This is a genomic window from Corallococcus macrosporus DSM 14697, from assembly GCF_002305895.1.
GTDB lineage: Bacteria > Myxococcota > Myxococcia > Myxococcales > Myxococcaceae > Myxococcus > Myxococcus macrosporus.
Window position 1 is genome coordinate 3,889,853 of the sequence record NZ_CP022203.1, and the last position, 16,023, is coordinate 3,905,875.

Annotated in this window: 24 protein-coding genes and 1 pseudogene; all 25 read left to right on the forward strand. The window is 65.7% G+C overall.

Translation table 11 applies throughout. The annotated features are described in order from the left end of the window. The first annotated feature begins 111 nt into the window (after positions 1 to 111). The 25 genes and pseudogenes from rpsL (at position 112) to secY (ending at position 15,954) form a co-directional block, all read left to right on the forward strand. Positions 112 to 483, forward strand: a complete 372-nt coding sequence (gene rpsL, locus MYMAC_RS16395; protein ID WP_002637381.1) for a 30S ribosomal protein S12 — start codon at positions 112 to 114, stop codon at positions 481 to 483. A gap of 150 nt (positions 484 to 633) precedes the next feature. Continuing rightward, on the forward strand, positions 634 to 1,104 hold the full coding sequence (gene rpsG, locus MYMAC_RS16400) for a 30S ribosomal protein S7 (protein WP_011553340.1): 471 nt from the start codon (positions 634 to 636) through the stop codon (positions 1,102 to 1,104). A gap of 144 nt (positions 1,105 to 1,248) precedes the next feature. Further along, the gene (gene fusA / locus MYMAC_RS16405) at positions 1,249 to 3,324 is read left to right on the forward strand and encodes an elongation factor G (protein ID WP_095958766.1); all 2,076 of its coding nucleotides are present in this window, start codon (positions 1,249 to 1,251) and stop codon (positions 3,322 to 3,324) included. 144 nt (positions 3,325 to 3,468) lie between these two features. Next, on the forward strand, positions 3,469 to 4,659 hold the full coding sequence (tuf, locus tag MYMAC_RS16410; RefSeq protein WP_013939874.1) for an elongation factor Tu: 1,191 nt from the start codon (positions 3,469 to 3,471) through the stop codon (positions 4,657 to 4,659). A 202-nt stretch (positions 4,660 to 4,861) separates the two neighbouring features. After that, complete coding sequence (rpsJ, locus tag MYMAC_RS16415) at positions 4,862 to 5,170, forward strand: 30S ribosomal protein S10 (protein WP_002633608.1); 309 nt, start codon at positions 4,862 to 4,864, stop codon at positions 5,168 to 5,170. A 53-nt stretch (positions 5,171 to 5,223) separates the two neighbouring features. Further along, positions 5,224 to 5,847 carry a 50S ribosomal protein L4 gene (gene rplD, locus MYMAC_RS16420; RefSeq protein WP_002633607.1) on the forward strand — a complete coding sequence of 208 codons (624 nt, stop codon included), beginning with the start codon at positions 5,224 to 5,226 and terminating at the stop codon, positions 5,845 to 5,847. Beyond that, positions 5,844 to 6,137, forward strand: coding sequence for a 50S ribosomal protein L23 (locus tag MYMAC_RS16425; RefSeq protein ID WP_002633606.1), 294 nt, complete (start codon positions 5,844 to 5,846; stop codon positions 6,135 to 6,137). Before rplD ends, MYMAC_RS16425 begins: the two co-directional genes overlap by 4 nt. Before the next feature lie 34 nt (positions 6,138 to 6,171). After that, positions 6,172 to 7,017 (forward strand): 50S ribosomal protein L2, encoded by an 846-nt coding sequence (rplB, locus tag MYMAC_RS16430; RefSeq protein ID WP_013939875.1) that lies wholly within the window; start codon positions 6,172 to 6,174, stop codon positions 7,015 to 7,017. Between the two features lie 9 nt (positions 7,018 to 7,026). Further along, a complete protein-coding gene (rpsS, locus tag MYMAC_RS16435; protein WP_013939876.1) occupies positions 7,027 to 7,314 on the forward strand; it encodes a 30S ribosomal protein S19 in 288 nt (95 codons plus the stop codon). Positions 7,315 to 7,349: 35 nt separating this feature from the next. After that, complete coding sequence (gene rplV, locus MYMAC_RS16440; protein WP_013939877.1) at positions 7,350 to 7,694, forward strand: 50S ribosomal protein L22; 345 nt, start codon at positions 7,350 to 7,352, stop codon at positions 7,692 to 7,694. Positions 7,695 to 7,735: 41 nt separating this feature from the next. Next, entirely contained in the window at positions 7,736 to 8,398 is a 663-nt protein-coding gene (rpsC, locus tag MYMAC_RS16445) for a 30S ribosomal protein S3 (RefSeq protein WP_002633602.1), read from the forward strand. 66 nt (positions 8,399 to 8,464) lie between these two features. After that, positions 8,465 to 8,884, forward strand: a complete 420-nt coding sequence (gene rplP / locus MYMAC_RS16450; RefSeq protein WP_002633601.1) for a 50S ribosomal protein L16 — start codon at positions 8,465 to 8,467, stop codon at positions 8,882 to 8,884. Positions 8,885 to 8,929: 45 nt separating this feature from the next. Continuing rightward, positions 8,930 to 9,142 (forward strand): 50S ribosomal protein L29, encoded by a 213-nt coding sequence (gene rpmC / locus MYMAC_RS16455; protein WP_082207202.1) that lies wholly within the window; start codon positions 8,930 to 8,932, stop codon positions 9,140 to 9,142. Positions 9,143 to 9,222: 80 nt separating this feature from the next. Further along, positions 9,223 to 9,549, forward strand: a complete 327-nt coding sequence (gene rpsQ / locus MYMAC_RS16460) for a 30S ribosomal protein S17 (protein WP_204817688.1) — start codon at positions 9,223 to 9,225, stop codon at positions 9,547 to 9,549. Positions 9,550 to 9,616: 67 nt separating this feature from the next. After that, positions 9,617 to 9,985 (forward strand): 50S ribosomal protein L14, encoded by a 369-nt coding sequence (gene rplN / locus MYMAC_RS16465; RefSeq protein ID WP_002633598.1) that lies wholly within the window; start codon positions 9,617 to 9,619, stop codon positions 9,983 to 9,985. A 43-nt stretch (positions 9,986 to 10,028) separates the two neighbouring features. Further along, positions 10,029 to 10,364 carry a 50S ribosomal protein L24 gene (gene rplX, locus MYMAC_RS16470; RefSeq protein WP_013939879.1) on the forward strand — a complete coding sequence of 112 codons (336 nt, stop codon included), beginning with the start codon at positions 10,029 to 10,031 and terminating at the stop codon, positions 10,362 to 10,364. Between the two features lie 181 nt (positions 10,365 to 10,545). Then, positions 10,546 to 11,199 carry a 50S ribosomal protein L5 gene (gene rplE, locus MYMAC_RS16475; RefSeq protein WP_013939880.1) on the forward strand — a complete coding sequence of 218 codons (654 nt, stop codon included), beginning with the start codon at positions 10,546 to 10,548 and terminating at the stop codon, positions 11,197 to 11,199. A 27-nt stretch (positions 11,200 to 11,226) separates the two neighbouring features. Beyond that, entirely contained in the window at positions 11,227 to 11,412 is a 186-nt protein-coding gene (locus MYMAC_RS16480; RefSeq protein ID WP_002633595.1) for a type Z 30S ribosomal protein S14, read from the forward strand. Between the two features lie 190 nt (positions 11,413 to 11,602). Beyond that, positions 11,603 to 12,019 (forward strand): 30S ribosomal protein S8, encoded by a 417-nt coding sequence (gene rpsH / locus MYMAC_RS16485; protein WP_013939881.1) that lies wholly within the window; start codon positions 11,603 to 11,605, stop codon positions 12,017 to 12,019. Between the two features lie 64 nt (positions 12,020 to 12,083). Continuing rightward, positions 12,084 to 12,650, forward strand: a complete 567-nt coding sequence (rplF, locus tag MYMAC_RS16490) for a 50S ribosomal protein L6 (protein WP_013939882.1) — start codon at positions 12,084 to 12,086, stop codon at positions 12,648 to 12,650. Positions 12,651 to 12,758: 108 nt separating this feature from the next. Beyond that, positions 12,759 to 13,115, forward strand: a complete 357-nt coding sequence (gene rplR / locus MYMAC_RS16495) for a 50S ribosomal protein L18 (protein ID WP_013939883.1) — start codon at positions 12,759 to 12,761, stop codon at positions 13,113 to 13,115. Between the two features lie 16 nt (positions 13,116 to 13,131). Further along, positions 13,132 to 13,653 carry a 30S ribosomal protein S5 gene (gene rpsE / locus MYMAC_RS16500; RefSeq protein ID WP_002633591.1) on the forward strand — a complete coding sequence of 174 codons (522 nt, stop codon included), beginning with the start codon at positions 13,132 to 13,134 and terminating at the stop codon, positions 13,651 to 13,653. Between the two features lie 3 nt (positions 13,654 to 13,656). Further along, the gene (gene rpmD, locus MYMAC_RS16505) at positions 13,657 to 13,926 is read left to right on the forward strand and encodes a 50S ribosomal protein L30 (protein WP_013939884.1); all 270 of its coding nucleotides are present in this window, start codon (positions 13,657 to 13,659) and stop codon (positions 13,924 to 13,926) included. A gap of 20 nt (positions 13,927 to 13,946) precedes the next feature. Then, positions 13,947 to 14,474: a 50S ribosomal protein L15 gene (rplO, locus tag MYMAC_RS16510; protein ID WP_013939885.1), complete on the forward strand. Its 528-nt coding sequence runs from the start codon at positions 13,947 to 13,949 to the stop codon at positions 14,472 to 14,474. Between the two features lie 134 nt (positions 14,475 to 14,608). Further along, positions 14,609 to 15,954 (forward strand): annotated as a pseudogene (gene secY, locus MYMAC_RS16515) (preprotein translocase subunit SecY). Positions 15,955 to 16,023: the final 69 nt, after the last annotated feature.

The window sequence follows — 16,023 nt, forward strand, 5'->3', positions numbered from 1 at the left end:
GCTTGACACGGATAGGCCCCTTCCTATACTCGCGCGCCTTTCCGTTGTCTTGTAGGTAGATATGCGCCGCCTGGTGTCTCTGGCGGCGACGAACCCGAAGAAGAGGTATCAGTGCCGACCATTAGCCAGCTGGTCCGCAAGGGCCGCGAGAAGCTCGTCGTCAAGGGCAAGAGCCCCGCGCTCAAGGAGTCCCCTCAGAAGCGTGGCGTCTGCACGCGCGTGTACACCACGACCCCGAAGAAGCCGAACTCGGCCCTCCGCAAGGTGGCCCGTGTGCGTCTGACGAACGGGATCGAGGTCACGTCCTACATCCCCGGCGTGGGTCACAACCTCCAGGAGCACTCGGTGGTGATGATCCGCGGTGGCCGTGTGAAGGACCTCCCGGGCGTCCGCTACCACATCGTCCGTGGAACGCTGGACTCCGTGGGTGTCGCGGGCCGCAAGCAGAGCCGCTCCAAGTACGGCGCGAAGCGTCCGAGCTGAACGCTCGTCACGCGGATCACCTTCTGTAGCGCAGAGTTCGGACGCATCGCCCCGCACCCTGGGGAGCGTCCTTGGGAAGTTCCTCCTGCAGTTTTTGAAGCCCCGTGCATTCCTCCCGATGGGAGTGGGGCGTAAGGGAAGAGAGAAGAGATGCCTCGCCGTCGCGTAGTCGCCAAGCGCAAGATTCTCCCGGATCCGAAGTTCCAGGACCGGCTCGTCACCAAGTTCGTCAACGACCTGATGCGGAAGGGCAAGAAGTCCATCGCGGAAGGCGTTTGCTACGGTGCCTTCGCCCTCATCGAGGAGCGCGCGAAGGAAGACCCCCTCAAGACCTTCAAGAAGGCCCTCGACAACGTCAAGCCGGTGCTCGAGGTCAAGAGCCGCCGCGTCGGCGGCGCCACCTACCAGGTGCCCGTCGAGGTCCGTCAGGACCGCCGCGTGGCGCTCGGCATGCGTTGGATCATCACCTACTCCAAGGCGCGTGGTGAGAAGACCATGCAGGAGAAGCTGGCCGGTGAGATCATGGACGCCGCCAACAACCGCGGCAACGCGGTGAAGAAGCGTGAAGACACGCACAAGATGGCGGAGGCCAACAAGGCCTTCGCTCACTACCGCTGGTAGGCCCCCAAGGCTTCGCGGTCGCCGCCCGGATGCAGAGGATGCATCCGGGCGGTTTTGTTAGATGGAGCAGGTTCTCTGAAATCGTCCGGCCGGCAGGTGTCGAGGCTTCGAGCCCGCCCTTCCTTCCTGGAGAGGTATTGAGTCATGGCCCGTGAGTACCCCCTCGAGCGCTACCGCAACATCGGCATCATGGCGCACATCGATGCCGGCAAGACGACGACGACGGAGCGCATCCTCTTCTACACCGGCGCCATCCACCGGATGGGCGAGGTGCATGAAGGCAACACCACCACCGACTGGATGGTCCAGGAGCGCGAGCGCGGCATCACCATCACGTCCGCCGCCATCTCCGCCTTCTGGGCGCGGCGCGATCAGCGCTACCGCGTCAACATCATCGACACGCCGGGGCACGTGGACTTCACCATCGAGGTGGAGCGCAGCCTGCGCGTGCTGGACGGTGCCATCGCCGTGTTCGACGCGGTGAACGGCGTGGAGCCCCAGTCCGAGACGGTCTGGCGCCAGGCGGACAAGTACAAGGTCCCCCGCATCTGCTTCATCAACAAGATGGACCGCGTGGGCGCCGACTTCGAGATGTCCGTGGGCACCATCCGCGAGAAGCTGGGCGCGCGTGCGGTCCGCATGCAGTTGCCGCTGGGGGCGGAGGACAAGCACCGCGGCGTCATCGACCTGTTGAAGATGAAGGCCCTGGTGTTCCAGGACTCGGAGCAGGGGAGCCGCTACGAAGAGGCGGACATCCCGGAGGAGTACCAGGAGGCCGCCGCCGCGGCGCGCGGCGAGCTGCTCGAGGCCGCGGCCGAGCAGGACGACGCGCTCACCGAGAAGTTCCTCGAGGGCGTGGAGCTGACCGAGGACGAGGTCCGGGGCGCCATCCGCAAGGGGTGCGTGGGCCTGAAGCTGTTCCCGGTGTTCTGCGGTTCGGCCTTCCGCCACAAGGGCGTGCAGCCGCTGCTGGACGCGGTGGTGGACTACCTGCCCAGCCCGCTGGAGGTGCCGCCCATCCACGGCAAGACGCCCAACGGCGAGGACGCCGTGCGCGAGACGCGGGACGACGCGCCCTTCAGCGCCCTGGCGTTCAAGATCATGAACGACCCGGCGTTCCAGTCCCAGACGCTGACCTTCCTCCGCGTGTACTCCGGCAAGCTGGAGGCGGGCACGGCGGTGTGGAACTCGGTGAAGGGCAAGCGCGAGCGCGTCAGCCGCCTGGTGCAGATGCGCGCGGACAAGAAGGACGAAATCACCGAGTGCTACGCCGGTGACATCTGCGCGGTGGTGGGCCTGAAGCTGGCCGGCACCGGCGACACGCTCTGCGACGACAAGCAGCCCATCATCCTGGAGCGGATGGAGTTCCCCGAGCCCGTCATCGACATCGCCATCGAGCCGAAGTCGACGGCGGACCAGGACAAGATCCTCCAGTCGCTGCAGCGGCTGGCCATGGAAGACCCGTCCTTCCGCGTGAAGACGAACGAGGAGACGGGGCAGACGCTCATCGCCGGCATGGGCGAGCTCCACCTGGAGATCATCGTCGACCGCCTCCTGCGCGAGTTCAAGGTCGACGCGAACATCGGCAAGCCGCAGGTGGCCTACCGCGAGACGGTCTCCACGCAGGTGGAGATGGAAGGGAAGTACATCCGCCAGACGGGGGGCCGCGGCCAGTACGGCCACATCTGGCTGCGCGTGGCCCCCAATGAGCCGGGGCAGGGCTTCTCCTTCGAGAACAAGGTCACCGGCGGCGCGGTGTCCAAGGAGTTCGTGGACGCGGTGAAGTCCGGCTGCGCCGAGGCCATGCAGAACGGCCCGGTGGCGGGCTACCCCATGGTGGACGTGAAGGTGGAGGCCTTCGATGGCTCCATGCACGACGTGGACTCCAGCGAGATGGCGTTCAAGATTGCCGGCTCGCTGGCGTTCAAGGACGCCGTGCGCACGGCCGCGCCGGTGCTCCTGGAGCCCATCATGAACTGCGAAATCGTCACGCCCGACGACTTCATGGGGGATGTGATTGGCGACCTGAACGGGCGGCGCGGGAAGGTGCTGGGGATGACGCCCCGGCCTGGCCGGGTGCAGGCCATCCAGGCGCAGGTGCCCCTGGCGGCCATGTTCGGCTACTCGACCGACCTGCGCAGCCGCAGCCAGGGAAGGGCGACGTACACCATGCAGTTCAGTCACTACGCGCCCGCGCCCAAGTCGGCGCTCAACCGCTGAGTGGCTGGAGCCCGGCCGCGGACCGGTCGGGCGATTTCAGTTGACGTTGTGGCGGGTTTGGAGCAGGACGCAGCACCTTCGCAGTTGTTTTCCGCGAGTCGACTCGTGCCGGGCTTCGAACCGGCAACCCCGTGAGGAGAGGCCATGGCCAAGGAGAAGTTCGAGCGTAACAAGCCCCACGTGAACATCGGCACGATCGGACACGTGGACCACGGCAAGACGTCGCTGACCGCCGCCATCACCAAGGTGCTGGCGAAGACGGGCGGCGCCACGTTCCTGGCGTACGACATGATTGACAAGGCGCCGGAGGAGCGTGAGCGCGGCATCACGATCTCCACCGCGCACGTGGAGTACCAGACGACGAACCGGCACTACGCCCACGTCGACTGCCCGGGCCACGCCGACTACGTGAAGAACATGATTACGGGCGCGGCGCAGATGGACGGCGCCATCCTGGTGGTGTCGGCGGCGGACGGCCCGATGCCCCAGACGCGCGAGCACATCCTGCTGGCGCGCCAGGTCGGCGTTCCGTACATCGTCGTCTTCCTGAACAAGGTGGACATGCTGGATGACCCCGAGCTGCGCGAGCTCGTGGAGATGGAAGTCCGGGACCTGCTCAAGAAGTACGAGTTCCCTGGCGACGACATCCCCATCATCCCGGGCTCGGCGCTCAAGGCGCTGGAGGGTGACACCAGCGACATCGGCGAGCCGGCCATCCTGAAGCTGATGGAGGCGGTGGACAGCTACATCCCGACGCCGCAGCGCGCGACGGACAAGCCCTTCCTGATGCCGGTGGAGGACGTGTTCTCCATCTCCGGCCGCGGGACGGTGGCCACCGGCCGCGTGGAGCGCGGCATCATCAAGGTGGGCGAGGAAGTGGAAGTCGTCGGTCTGCGTCCGACGCAGAAGACGGTCGTCACGGGCGTGGAGATGTTCCGCAAGCTGCTGGACCAGGGCATGGCGGGCGACAACATCGGCGCGCTGGTGCGCGGCCTGAAGCGCGAGGACATGGAGCGCGGCCAGGTGCTGGCCAAGCCGGGCAGCATCACCCCGCACACCAAGTTCAAGGCGCAGATTTACGTGCTGTCCAAGGAAGAGGGCGGCCGTCACACCCCGTTCTTCAAGGGGTACCGTCCGCAGTTCTACTTCCGCACCACGGACGTGACGGGCTCGGTGAAGCTGCCGGACAACGTCGAAATGGTGATGCCGGGCGACAACATCGCCATCGAGGTGGAGCTCATCACCCCGGTGGCGATGGAGAAGGAGCTGCGCTTCGCCGTTCGCGAGGGTGGCCGCACGGTGGGCGCCGGCGTCGTGGCGGAAGTCGTCGAGTAGCGTACAGGCCCCCAACGGCTCCCTGAGTCCCCCAATGGGGAATTTTCGGGGAGCCGATGGGAATCCAGTTGCACACCCTGGGGCGGGATGGTACACACCGCGCCCCTTCGTTCTGAAGAAACGGCTCTGTGAAATCCAGGGGATGTCGGTCGTAACGCCCTCCCGCGGCAGAGGCAGAGTTCGTCCAAAGAGGTTCTTGCGAATGGCGACACAGAAGATCCGCATCCGGCTGAAGGCGTACGACTCGAAGCTCCTGGACCAGAGTGCGGGTGAGATCGTCGAGACGGCCAAGCGCACGGGCGCGAAGGTGGCCGGTCCGATCCCCCTTCCCACGCGCATCAACAAGTTCACCGTGTTGCGGTCTCCGCACGTGGACAAGAAGAGCCGTGAGCAGTTCGAGATCCGTACGCACAAGCGCCTGCTCGATATCCTCGAGCCCACGCAGCAGACGCTGGATGCGTTGATGAAGCTGGATCTGTCGGCTGGCGTTGACGTCGAGATCAAGTCCTAGGAAGCGGGTGGGCGTTCGAGTGGTTTCACTCCGACCCCCGCGAGGAAAGTGCCATGGCGAAGTTTGACGTTGTCGACCTGGATTTGAAGAAGGTGTCGGAGATCGAGCTCTCCGACGATGTCTTCGGCACCGAGCCGAACGCCCACCTGTTCTACGAGGTGGCGAAGATGCAGCAGATCAACCGGCGCCGCGGCACGGTCGGGGTGAAGAACACCTCGCTGGTCAGCGGCGGCGGCAAGAAGCCCTGGAAGCAGAAGGGCACCGGCCGCGCTCGTCAGGGCTCCATCCGCGCTTCCCACTGGGTGGGTGGCGGCAAGGCGATGGCTCCCAAGGCGCGCGACTACTTCTACCGCCCGCCCCGCAAGGTGCGCCGCGGCGCCCTGAAGTCCGCGCTGTCCCTGCGGGCCCAGGAGAAGACGCTCATCATCCTGGACGGCTTCTCCCTGGATGCTCCGAAGAGCAAGCAGGCCTTCGAGGTCCTCACCAAGCGGCTGAAGCTCCAGAACGCCCTGGTGATTGACGACAAGGGCAACACCAACCTGCACCGCAGCGTGCGCAACCTGGCGAAGTTCGACGTGCTGCCGCCCGAGGGCCTGAACCTCGAGGCCGTTCTCCGGCACTCGCACCTCGTCCTCACGTCCGCGGCCGCGAAGACCCTCGAGGGGGCGCTGTCATGAATCTGAACGACGTCATCAAGGGCCCGCTCATCACCGAGAAGCTGGACAAGGCCCGCGAGAAGTTCCGCCAGTACTCGTTCATCGTCGACCGCAAGGCGACGAAGCACGACGTGGCCCGCGCGGTGGAGACGCTCTTCAAGGTCACCGTCGAGGGCGTGAACACCAACATCGTCCGCGGCAAGATCAAGCGGGTGGGTCGTAGCATCGGCAAGCGGCCCAACTTCAAGAAGGCGGTTGTGACGCTGAAGCAGGGCGACTCGATCGAACTCTTCGAGGGAGGGGCGGCCTGACGCCACGGCGTCGAGCCAGCCTGAGGAACACACCATGGGCATCAAGAAGTACAAGCCGACTAGCGCCGCCCGCCGTCTGATGACGGTGTCCGACTTCGCGGACATCACCAAGGACTCGCCCGAGAAGAGCCTCACCGAGCCGCTCAAGCGCTCCGGTGGTCGCAACGTTCACGGGCACATCACCCGCCGGCACCAGGGCGGCGGCCACAAGCGCCGCTACCGCGTCATCGACTTCAAGCGCCGGGACAAGGATGGCGTCCCCGCGAAGGTCGTGGCCGTCGAGTACGACCCGAACCGCACCGCCAACATCGCGCTGCTGCACTACGCGGACGGCGAGAAGCGCTACATCCTCGCTCCGGTCGGCCTGAGCGTGGGTGACACCGTGTTCGCCGGCGAGGGCGCGGACATCCGGCCTGGCAACAGCCTGCCGCTGCAGAACATCCCGGTGGGTACGGTCATCCACAACGTGGAGCTGAAGCCGGGCCGTGGCGCCCAGGTCATCCGCTCCGCCGGCACGTCCGGCCAGCTGATGGCGAAGGAGGAGCGCTACGCGCAGGTGCGTATGCCCTCCGGCACCGTCCGCAAGGTCCTCATCGAGTGCCGCGCCACCGTGGGTCAGGTCGGCAACATCGAGCACGAGATCATCCGTATCGGCAAGGCGGGTAAGAGCCGCTGGCTGGGCATCCGTCCCACCGTCCGCGGTCTGGCGATGAACCCGGTCGACCACCCGCACGGCGGTGGTGAAGGCAAGTCCGGTCAGGGTAACCCGCACCCTGTGTCCCCCTGGGGCAAGAAGACCAAGGGTCTCACCACGCGCACCAACAAGCGCACTGACAAGTTCATCGTCTCCGGCCGCCGCCAGGGCGCGCGCAGCCAGTAAGAGGATTCCATGGCTCGTTCGATCAAGAAGGGTCCGTTCGTCGACGACTTCCTCGTGAAGAAGATCGAGGACATGATCAAGACGAACAAGAAGGCCGTCGTAAAGACGTGGTCCCGCCGCTCCACCATCCTTCCGGAGTTCGTGGGTCACACCTTCGCGGTGCACAACGGGAAGAAGTTCATCCCGGTGTTCGTCACGGAGAACATGGTTGGCCACAAGCTCGGCGAGTTCGCCCCGACGCGTGCGTTCGGCGGTCACTCGGCGGACAAGAAGGTCGCCAAGGCCCCGGGCAAGTAGCCTGGCGCATTGCCTGAGAGCCTGAGGAGAAGACCATGGAGTCGACTGCACATCTGCGTTTCCTGCGCATGAGCCCCCGCAAGATTTCCACCGTTGCGGAGCTCGTCCGGGGCAAGCCTGTCGAGGCGGCCCTCAACATCCTGAAGTTCACCAAGCGCGCCGCGGCCAAGCCGGTGGAGAAGCTCATCAAGAGCGCCGTGGCCAACGCGACTGACAAGTCCAAGGGCCAGGTCGACGTGGACACGCTCTACGTGAAGACCATCTCCGTGGACCAGGGCCCCACCCAGCGCCGGTTCATGCCGCGCGCCATGGGCCGGGCCACCCCCATCAAGAAGAAGACGGCCCACGTCCACGTGGTGCTCGCCGAGGCGAAGAAGTAGGACCCGTCGGGCCCTGCCCGGACGCTTCAAGGAGAATCACGTTGGGACAGAAAGTTCATCCGATCGGGTTCCGGCTTGGTGTCATCAAGACCTGGGACTCCAAGTGGTTCGAGCACAAGAACTACGCGCAGTGGCTGCACGAGGACATCCGCATCCGCGAGTTCGTGAAGAAGTCGCTGAACCACGCGGGCGTGTCCAAGGTGGAGATTGAGCGCGCCGCCAACAAGGTGAAGGTCAACGTCCACACCGCGCGGCCGGGCATCGTCATCGGCAAGCGTGGCGCGGGCATCGAGACGGTGAAGAAGGACCTCCAGCAGTTCACGAAGAACGAGGTCTTCCTCAACATCGTCGAGGTCCGCAAGGCGGAGACCGACGCGCAGCTCGTGGCGGAGAACATCGCCACGCAGCTCGAGCGCCGCATCGCCTTCCGCCGCGCCATGAAGAAGGCGCTGCAGACGGCCATGAAGTTCGGTGCCAAGGGCATCCGCGTGGCCTGCTCGGGCCGCCTCGGTGGCGCGGAGATGGCGCGCTACGAGTGGTACCGCGAGGGTCGCGTGCCCCTGCACACCCTGCGCGCGGACATTGACTACGGTTTCGCCGAGGCGAAGACGACCTACGGCAAGATCGGCTGCAAGGTCTGGGTCTGCAAGGGCGAGGTCCTCCCGGGCAAGGGTGGCCAGGCCCCCATGCCCTCCAACCGGTAATCAGTCCACCCGCGCCGGGCGCTCTCAAAAGGGGCGCCCGGGGCAGGGCGGCGAAGGACAGCGACGATGCTTCAGCCTGCTCGTACGAAGTACCGCAAGATGCACAAGGGCCGCATGCCTGGCAGTGCTCACCGGGGTAGCGACATGACCTACGGTGAGTACGGCCTGATGAGCCTCCAGCCGGGGTGGATCACCTCCCGGCAGATCGAGGCGGCTCGTATCGCGATGACGCGTCACGTGAAGCGTGGCGGCAAGATCTGGATCCGTATCTTCCCGGACAAGCCCATCACCAAGAAGCCCGCTGAGACCCGTATGGGTACCGGCAAGGGCGGCGTGGAGTACTACGTCGCGGTGGTGAAGCCCGGCCGCATCCTCTACGAGATGGAGGGTATGACGCCGGAAGTGGCCACCGGGGCGCTGAAGCTGGCGCAGGCGAAGCTGCCGGTGCTCACGAAGATCGTGAAGCGGGCGGACCTGAGCCTCTAAGGCACCGAGCGACGGGAGCCGGTCTTGAAGACGGCTTCCGGTCGCATGGAGAGTGAAATGGCGACTGCGAAGGAACTGAAGGAACTGTCGGCGGACGACCTGAAGCAGCGCGCGGCCGAGCTGCGCGAGACCCTGTTCCAGGACCAGCTCAAGCGGCGGACCGGCTCGCTGGACAACCCGGCCGAGCGCACCACGCACCGACGGGACCTGGCGCGGGTGCTGACCGTGCTGACCCAGAAGACGAAGGCCCAGGGCTGAAACCCTCGACTCCAAGCGCGCTCAGCAGGTAGAGGAGCGCGTGCGGCCATCCGGGCAGACGCCCGGGTGCATGAGAGACAGTGAGAAAGAAGATGGCTGAAGCGACCGAGACGCAGGCTCCCGCGACTTCCACCCGTGGCCGTCCCAAGACGCGCGTGGGGATCGTCACCTCCAACAAGATGCAGAAGACGGTCGTCGTCACCGTCCAGCGCCGGGCTCCGCACCCGAAGTACGGGAAGATCATGAGCCTGCGCGAGAAGTACAAGGCGCACGTGGAGGACCACGATTACCCCAAGAAGATCACCATCAACGAGGGTGATCGGGTCCGGATCGCCGAGACCAAGCCGACGTCGAAGGACAAGCGTTGGCGCGTGGTCGAGGTGCTGGAGAAGAGCAAGAACGTCTAGCACGCATGTCCGTTCCGCGTGGCCGTGAGGCGGCGCGGGATGGTCACCGGCGACAGGAGATTCCCAGATGATTCAGATGACGAGCGTGCTCGACGTGGCGGACAACTCGGGCGCGAAGAAGGTGTTCTGCATCAAGGTGCTCGGCGGTTCCAAGCGCAAGTACGCGTCCATCGGCGACGTGATCGTCGTCTCGGTGCGCGAGGCGCTTCCCAACTCGAAGGTGAAGAAGGGTGACGTGGCCAAGGCCGTCATCGTTCGCACCAAGCGCGAGGTGGGTCGTCCGGACGGCAGCTACATCAAGTTCGACGGCAACTCCGCGGTCCTCATCAACAAGGACATGGAGCCCATTGGTACGCGTATCTTCGGGCCCGTTGCCCGTGAGCTCCGCGCCCGCAAGTTCATGAAGATCATCTCGCTGGCGCCCGAGGTCCTCTGAGAGGACGGCAGGCCGGACGGCGAGCAGCCAGAGAGAGGAAGCCATGCAGAAGCTGAAGGTGGGAGACACGGTCCAGGTCATGGCCGGGGCCGAGGCCTCCGAGAAGAACCCGGCGACCAAGCGCGGCAAGGTGCTGAAGATCGATCGCGAGGCGGAACGCGTGACGGTCGAGGGCCTGCGCCTGGTCAAGCGTCACATGAAGAAGACGCCCCAGAGCCCCGAGGGCGGCATTGTCGAGAAGCCGGGCACGATCGCGCTGGCGAGCGTGCAGGTGGTCTGCGTCAAGTGCGACAAGCCGACCCGGGTGGGTATCCGTACCGAGGGTGAAGAGGGCAAGAAGAAGCGGTTCTGCAAGAACTGCGACGCCCTGATTGACTAGGTGTCCGCGTTGGTGCATGTATGCGCGCCCTTTGCCCACCCCGGTGGTGGGAAAGGGCGGGCGTGCAGGCATGGAGGGCCCGTGGAGCAACAGGGGCCCTCGCGGTGTTTCCAGGTTCCATACGAAGGACTGATCGGGCGTGCTGGGTCCACGACGGCGCCCCGAAGCAGAGGACAGGACGATGGCTGACGAGAAGAAGGCCGAGCAGAAGGAAAAGAAGGCGAAGCGCGGCAAGAAGGAAGAGGCCAAGAAGGTTGGCTTTGCCGCCAACATCGAGGAAGGCCTCGAGTCCAAGCCGGCGCGCCTGAAGGTGCGTTTCTTCAAGGAAGGTGTTCCCTCCCTCCTGAAGGAACTGAACCTGAAGAACCCGATGCAGGTGCCGCGGCTGGAGAAGATCGTCGTCAACATGGGTCTGGGCGAGGCGCTCGCCAACAACAAGATCCTGGAGTCGGCGGTGGACCAGCTCGCCGCGATCACCGGCCAGAAGCCGATCGTGACGCGCGCCCGTAAGTCCATCGCGAACTTCAAGCTGCGCCAGGGGCAGGCCATCGGTGCCGCCGTCACGCTGCGCGGCGACCGCATGTACGAGTTCATGGACCGCCTCATCACCGTGGCGCTGCCGCGCGTGCGTGACTTCAAGGGCGTGTCCCCCAAGGCGTTCGACGGGAAGGGCAACTACACGCTCGGCGTGCGCGAGCAGATCATCTTCCCTGAGATCAACTACGACCAGATCGAGAAGGTGAAGGGGCTCAACATCAGCTTCGTCACCACTGCGGCCAACGACGAGCAGGGGCTGGCGCTGATGCGTCACTTCGGCATGCCGTTCCGTCAGTAAGCCCTCGAGCCAAGGACCCGACGAAACATGGCCAAGCTCTCCAAGATCGCCCAGGCAAAGCGCAAGCCGAAGTTCTCGGTGCGCCAGTACAACCGCTGCCCGCTGTGTGGCCGGCCGCGCGCGTTCCTGCGCAAGTTCAAGATGTGCCGTATCTGCCTCCGCAATCGCGCCCTCCGCGGTGAGATCACCGGCGTCACCAAGTCGTCCTGGTGAGTCGGTAGGGCAGGGCGCCTGGCGGGCCTTCGAGTTGGCCAGGCGCGGTGGTGGGCTCCTCTCGGAGCCTCCACCCTGAAGTCCGCAGTTCGTAGTGGCGGTCGTCGCGAACCCCCGGGATGGGCCCGGCAGGCGCGGTGGCCGCGAACGCGAGGTGCCCTGAACGGGCCTTCGCCTGGGAAGGTACTCCATGCCGGTCAATGATCCCGTCGGCGACATGCTGACCCGCCTGCGCAACGCTTCGCGCGCGCGTCACGACAAGGTCGTCATCCCCCACTCGAAGCTCAAGCTCGAGATCATCAAGGTCCTCAAGGACGAGGGCTACATCGGTGATTTCGTGGTCCACGAGCAGACGGTGCAGAACAAGCGCACGGTGTTCCCGGAGATCTCCGTGCAGCTCAAGTACGGTCCGGACCGCGCCCCCGCCATCACCGGCATCCGCCGCGTGTCGAAGCCGGGTCTGCGCCGGTACGCCGCCGTGCGTGAGATTCCGCAGGTGCTGGGTGGCCTGGGCATCTCCATCCTTTCCACCTCGCGCGGCATCCTGGTGGACTCCGAGGCCCGCAAGCAGAAGGTCGGCGGCGAGCTGCTCTGCACCGTCTACTAGCCAGCCGCCCGGGAGCGGCGCCCCGTGAGGGCGCGCCCCCCAGGCACACAGGACCGAGGCAACCATGAGTCGGATTGGAAAACTGGCGATCAAGCTCGGCGACAAGACGAAGGCCGTCGTCGCCGGTGAGCAGGTGAACTTCGAGGGCCCCAAGGGCAAGCTGTCGGTGAAGCTGCCTGGCAAGGTCAAGGTCGAGATCAAGGACGGGCAGATGACGGTGCAGCGCGCGGATGACTCGCGTGAGGCGCGCAGCATGCACGGCCTGACCCGGACCATCCTCGCGAACGCGGCGAAGGGTGTGAGCACGGGCTTCGAGAAGAAGCTGGACATCCGCGGCGTTGGTTTCCGCGCCGAGGTGAAGGGCAAGGCCATTCACTTCGCGCTGGGTTACTCGCACCCGGTGGTGTTCAACCTGCCCGAGGGCGTGACGGCTGAAGTCGACAAGGCCCCGCGCAACGAGGACAGCCTGCCCACCGTGGGCCTGACGCTCCGCTCTTCGGACAAGGAAGTGCTGGGCGCGACGGCGGTGAACATCCGCTCGCTGCGTCCGCCCGAGCCCTACAAGGGCAAGGGCATCAAGTACTCCGAGGAGCGCATCCGCCGCAAGGAGGGCAAGACGGGTACGACCTAGTCGTATCGTCTTTCCTGAGTGTTCCAAACTCCGCCAGGTCCTCTGGTCCTGGCGGCATCATCCGGCGGCGGAAGGCCGCATCGCCGCCGGACGGAAAAGGAAGCAGCCATGCCTACGAAGCTCGACGCCCGTCTCAAGAGGAAGAACCGCATCCGCAAGAAGCTGTCGGGAACGACGGAGCGGCCGCGGCTCACCGTTTACAAGAGCCTCAAGCACATCTACGCGCAGGTGGTGGACGACACCACGGGCAAGACGCTCGCGTTTGCCTCGTCGCTGTCCAAGGACCTGAAGGGTCAGGACGAGGGCGACAAGAAGGCGGATGCGAAGCGTGTTGGTACCCTGATTGCGCAGAAGTGCAAGGCCGCCAACGTCGATGCGGTGGTGTTCGACCGCAACGGCTTCCCTTATCACGGGCGCATCGCCGCCGTGGCCGACGCCGCGCGCGAGGCCGGGCTGAAGTTCTAAGAAAGGAATCCCCCAAGTGGCAACTCCGATCAATCCGAACGATCTGGACCTCACCGACCGCGTGGTGAACATCAACCGCGTGGCCAAGGTCGTGAAGGGCGGCCGTCGTTTCTCGTTCGCCGCCCTCGTGGTGGTGGGGGACGGCGCCGGGCACGTGGGCGTCGGCCTGGGCAAGGCCAACGAAGTGCCCGAGGCCATCCGCAAGGGTGGTGAGAACGCGAAGAAGAACCTGTTCCGCGTTCCGCTCGTGGGTCACACCATTCCGCATGAGGTGCTCGGTCACTTCGGCGCCGGCTGGGTGCTGCTGAAGCCGGCCAGCCAGGGTACGGGCGTCATCGCCGGCGGCGCGGTTCGCGCGGTGCTGGAGGCGGCTGGTATCCGCAACATCCTGACCAAGAGCCAGGGGTCGCGGAATCCGCACAACGTGCTGAAGGCCACGGTTGCTGGCCTGAAGCTGCTGCGCAGCGCCGAGCAGGTCTCGCGCCTCCGTGGCAAGGACGTCGAGCCGGCGAAGCTCGCCGGGGAGCAGAGGGCTTAGTCCATGGCGCTCAAGGTGAAGCTGGTGAAGAGCTTTGCGGGTGCGTCCAGCGACATGCTGGACACCATCCGTGGGCTGGGCCTCAAGAAGTTCGGTGACGAGCGGATCCTCAAGGACACGTCTGCGATTCGCGGCATGTGGTTCAAGGTGAAGCACCTGGTCACACTGGAAACCGTTTCCGGCGACGCGCCGGCGCCCAAGCGCCGCAAGCCCGCCAAGGTCGCCCTGCGTGAGCGGGCGCTGGCGTACCAGGTCAAGCAGCTCAAGGCCTGAGTCACGAGAGGATCGAGACGATGAGCACTCTGAACAAACTGCAGCGTCCGGCGCGCTCGTGGCACCGCAAGAAGCGCGTGGGTCGCGGCCAGGGTAGTGGTCTTGGCAAGACGGCCGGCCGCGGTGGCAAGGGCCAGAAGGCCCGCACCGGCAACATGCGGTTCGAAGGCTTCGAGGGCGGCCAGAGCCCCCTGCAGCGGCGCCTGCCGAAGTTCGGCTTCACGCCGCCGAACCGGACCGTGTACGCGGTGGTGAACCTGTCGGACATCGAGGAGCACTTCGATGCCGGCGCCACGGCGGACGTGGAGACCCTGCGCAAGGTCGGCCTGGTCAAGGGCCGCTACCACGGCGTGAAGCTCCTGGCCCGCGGCGAGCTGACCAAGAAGGTCACCGTGGTGGTGCACAAGGCGTCCGAGGCGGCGAAGGCGGCCATCCAGAAGGCGGGCGGCGCGGTGGAGGAGATTCCGCTCGTGGCCCACAAGCCGGAGTCCGCCGCCAAGGCCCACGCTGGCAAGGGCGTCAAGGCTCCTCGGCAGCCCAAGGCCTGAGCGTGTCAGGCGCGCATCACTTGCCAGTGGTGCGCGCTGTTTCGCTTGTGTAGGCTTCTGCGCCCCTTTCCCGCTCGTGGAACAGGGGCGTTTTGTCGTCCTGGCAGAACCCTCTCGAAGAGGATGGCTACCCCGTGGCTCTGAACGCCTTCGCCAACGTCTTCCGTATCGCTGAGCTGCGCAGCCGGCTCGCGTATACGCTCGCGCTGCTCGCCGTCTATCGCATCGGCATCTTCATCAACACGCCAGGCGTGGACCGTTCGGCGATGAACGCGTTCATGGACGCCCAGAAGCAATCGGGCGGCCTCGTCTCGCTGTTCAACCTCTTCTCCGGAGGCGCGCTGGAGCAGATGTCCATCTTCGGCCTGGGCATCATGCCGTACGTCAGCGCCTCCATCATCATGCAGCTCCTGGCCGTCGTCGTGCCCAGCCTGGAGCGGCTGCAGAAGGAGGGGGCGGGGGCCGGCAGAAGATCAACCAGTACACCCGCTACGGCACCATCGCCCTCTCCGTCGTGCAGGGCATCGGTATCTCCCGGTGGTTGGCGTCGCTCGGCCGCTCCGACGGTGGCCAGAGCGGGTTCAACCAGGTGGTCGTCCCCGACGACAGCGTCTGGTTCACCTTCATGACGGTCGTCAGCCTCACGGCCGGCACGGCCTTCATCATGTGGCTGGGTGAGCGCATCACCGAGCGCGGCATCGGTAACGGCATCTCGCTCATCATCTTCGCCGGCATCGTGGCGGGCCTGCTCCCGGGTGCGAAGCAGCTGCTGGACCTGACCCGCCAGGACGTCATCTCGGTGGCCGAGGTGCTGGCCCTGGTCGTCTTCATGCTCATCATCATCGCCGCGGTCGTCTACGTGGAGCGCGGCATGCGGCGCATCCCCATCCAGTACGCGAAGCGGATGGCGGGACGTCGGATGTTCGCTGGCCAGGCGACGTACTTCCCGATGAAGGTGAACACCTCGGGCGTGATTCCCCCCATCTTCGCCGGTGCGGTCCTGTCCTTCCCGGCCACCCTGGGCACGTGGTTCCCGTTCCTTCAGGGCTTCCAGCGCGCCATCGAAGGCAACCTGTGGATCTACAACGGGTTGTTCGTGCTGATGGTCATCTTCTTCGCCTACTTCTACACCGCGCTGACGTTCCGTCCGGACGACGTGGCGGACAACATCAAGAAGCAGGGTGGGTACATCCCGGGCATCCGTCCGGGCCGGCAGACGGCGGAGTTCATCGAGCGCGTGCTCAACCGGCTCACGTTCGGCGGCGCCATCTACCTGTCCGTCATCTGCGTGATTCCGTCCGTCATCAGTGGCTTGCTGGGGGTGCGGTTCACCTTCGGCGGCACGGCGCTGCTGATCGTCGTGGGCGTGGCGCTGGATACGGTGCAGCAGATCGAGGGTCACCTCATCAGTCGTAACTACGAGGGCTTCGCCGGCCCTCGCGGCCCGCGCATCCGGGGCCGGGTGCGCGTGGCGGCCTGAGCCTCCGCGCGGGCGTTCCAGGCGCCTCTCCCTGTCGCGGGGAGGGGCGCCTCGTCGTTCCCAGGCCAG

Coding starts and splice junctions, on each gene's coding strand:
- rpsG (WP_011553340.1), top strand. CDS start 634: ATGCCTCGCCGTCGCGTAGTCGCCAAGCGCAAGATTCTCCCGGATCCG.
- fusA (WP_095958766.1), top strand. CDS start 1,249: ATGGCCCGTGAGTACCCCCTCGAGCGCTACCGCAACATCGGCATCATG.
- tuf (WP_013939874.1), top strand. CDS start 3,469: ATGGCCAAGGAGAAGTTCGAGCGTAACAAGCCCCACGTGAACATCGGC.
- rpsJ (WP_002633608.1), top strand. CDS start 4,862: ATGGCGACACAGAAGATCCGCATCCGGCTGAAGGCGTACGACTCGAAG.
- rplD (WP_002633607.1), top strand. CDS start 5,224: ATGGCGAAGTTTGACGTTGTCGACCTGGATTTGAAGAAGGTGTCGGAG.
- MYMAC_RS16425 (WP_002633606.1), top strand. CDS start 5,844: ATGAATCTGAACGACGTCATCAAGGGCCCGCTCATCACCGAGAAGCTG.
- rplB (WP_013939875.1), top strand. CDS start 6,172: ATGGGCATCAAGAAGTACAAGCCGACTAGCGCCGCCCGCCGTCTGATG.
- rpsS (WP_013939876.1), top strand. CDS start 7,027: ATGGCTCGTTCGATCAAGAAGGGTCCGTTCGTCGACGACTTCCTCGTG.
- rplV (WP_013939877.1), top strand. CDS start 7,350: ATGGAGTCGACTGCACATCTGCGTTTCCTGCGCATGAGCCCCCGCAAG.
- rplP (WP_002633601.1), top strand. CDS start 8,465: ATGCTTCAGCCTGCTCGTACGAAGTACCGCAAGATGCACAAGGGCCGC.
- rpmC (WP_082207202.1), top strand. CDS start 8,930: ATGGAGAGTGAAATGGCGACTGCGAAGGAACTGAAGGAACTGTCGGCG.
- rplN (WP_002633598.1), top strand. CDS start 9,617: ATGATTCAGATGACGAGCGTGCTCGACGTGGCGGACAACTCGGGCGCG.
- rplX (WP_013939879.1), top strand. CDS start 10,029: ATGCAGAAGCTGAAGGTGGGAGACACGGTCCAGGTCATGGCCGGGGCC.
- rplE (WP_013939880.1), top strand. CDS start 10,546: ATGGCTGACGAGAAGAAGGCCGAGCAGAAGGAAAAGAAGGCGAAGCGC.
- MYMAC_RS16480 (WP_002633595.1), top strand. CDS start 11,227: ATGGCCAAGCTCTCCAAGATCGCCCAGGCAAAGCGCAAGCCGAAGTTC.
- rpsH (WP_013939881.1), top strand. CDS start 11,603: ATGCCGGTCAATGATCCCGTCGGCGACATGCTGACCCGCCTGCGCAAC.
- rplF (WP_013939882.1), top strand. CDS start 12,084: ATGAGTCGGATTGGAAAACTGGCGATCAAGCTCGGCGACAAGACGAAG.
- rplR (WP_013939883.1), top strand. CDS start 12,759: ATGCCTACGAAGCTCGACGCCCGTCTCAAGAGGAAGAACCGCATCCGC.
- rpmD (WP_013939884.1), top strand. CDS start 13,657: ATGGCGCTCAAGGTGAAGCTGGTGAAGAGCTTTGCGGGTGCGTCCAGC.
- rplO (WP_013939885.1), top strand. CDS start 13,947: ATGAGCACTCTGAACAAACTGCAGCGTCCGGCGCGCTCGTGGCACCGC.